Source organism: Streptomyces hazeniae, from assembly GCF_031845485.1.
Lineage (GTDB): Bacteria > Actinomycetota > Actinomycetes > Streptomycetales > Streptomycetaceae > Streptomyces > Streptomyces hazeniae.
This window is the reverse complement of the sequence record NZ_JAVREQ010000067.1, coordinates 1-895: the sequence shown is the minus strand read 5'-3', so window position 1 is coordinate 895 and position 895 is coordinate 1. Positions and strand designations below refer to the sequence as shown.

The following is an 895-nucleotide window of genomic DNA, read 5'->3' as shown; positions in this document are numbered from 1 at the left end:
TCGCCCTCTTCGGACTCGCTTTCGCTACGGCTCCCCCACACGGGTTAACCTCGCAACATGCCGCAAACTCGCAGGCTCATTCTTCAAAAGGCACGCAGTCACGACACAGCAAGCAAGCTTGCTGTGCGACGCTCCCACGGCTTGTAGGCACACGGTTTCAGGTACTCTTTCACTCCGCTCCCGCGGTACTTTTCACCATTCCCTCACGGTACTATCCGCTATCGGTCACCAGGGAATATTTAGGCTTAACGGGTGGTCCCGCCAGATTCACACAGGATTTCTCGGGCCCCATGCTACTTGGGTGCCGCACAAACGAGTTGCAGATGTTTCAGCTACGGGGGTCTTACCCTCTACGCCGGGCCTTTCGCATGCCCTTCGCCTACACCCACAATTTCTGACTCGCCCAGCCGCCGGCAGACGACTGAAGTACGGTCCCACGACCCCGCATGCGCAACCCCTGCCGGGTATCACACACATACGGTTTAGCCTCATCCGGTTTCGCTCGCCACTACTCCCGGAATCACGGTTGTTTTCTCTTCCTGCGGGTACTGAGATGTTTCACTTCCCCGCGTTCCCTCCACACACCCTATACATTCAGGTGCGGGTGACAGCCCATGACGACTGCCGGGTTTCCCCATTCGGACACCCCCGGATCACAGCTCGGTTGACAGCTCCCCGGGGCCTATCGCGGCCTCCCACGTCCTTCATCGGTTCCTGGTGCCAAGGCATCCACCGTGCGCCCTTAAAAACTTGGCCACAGATGCTCGCGTCCACTGTGCAGTTCTCAAACAACAACCAGCCACCCATCACCCCGAGCCAAAACCCGAGAACACTGGGACCGGACCGAAGACAACAGACCATGCGGCCGTGCCCTCAGACACCCAACAGCGCGCCC

The 895-nt window shown here is 59.3% G+C and carries 1 rRNA gene; it reads right to left on the bottom strand.

Features of this window, described 5'->3' with window-relative positions:
* Nucleotides 1-756: ribosomal RNA gene (locus RM572_RS28580) — 23S ribosomal RNA — on the bottom strand; the annotation flags it as partial.
* Nucleotides 757-895: the final 139 nt, after the last annotated feature.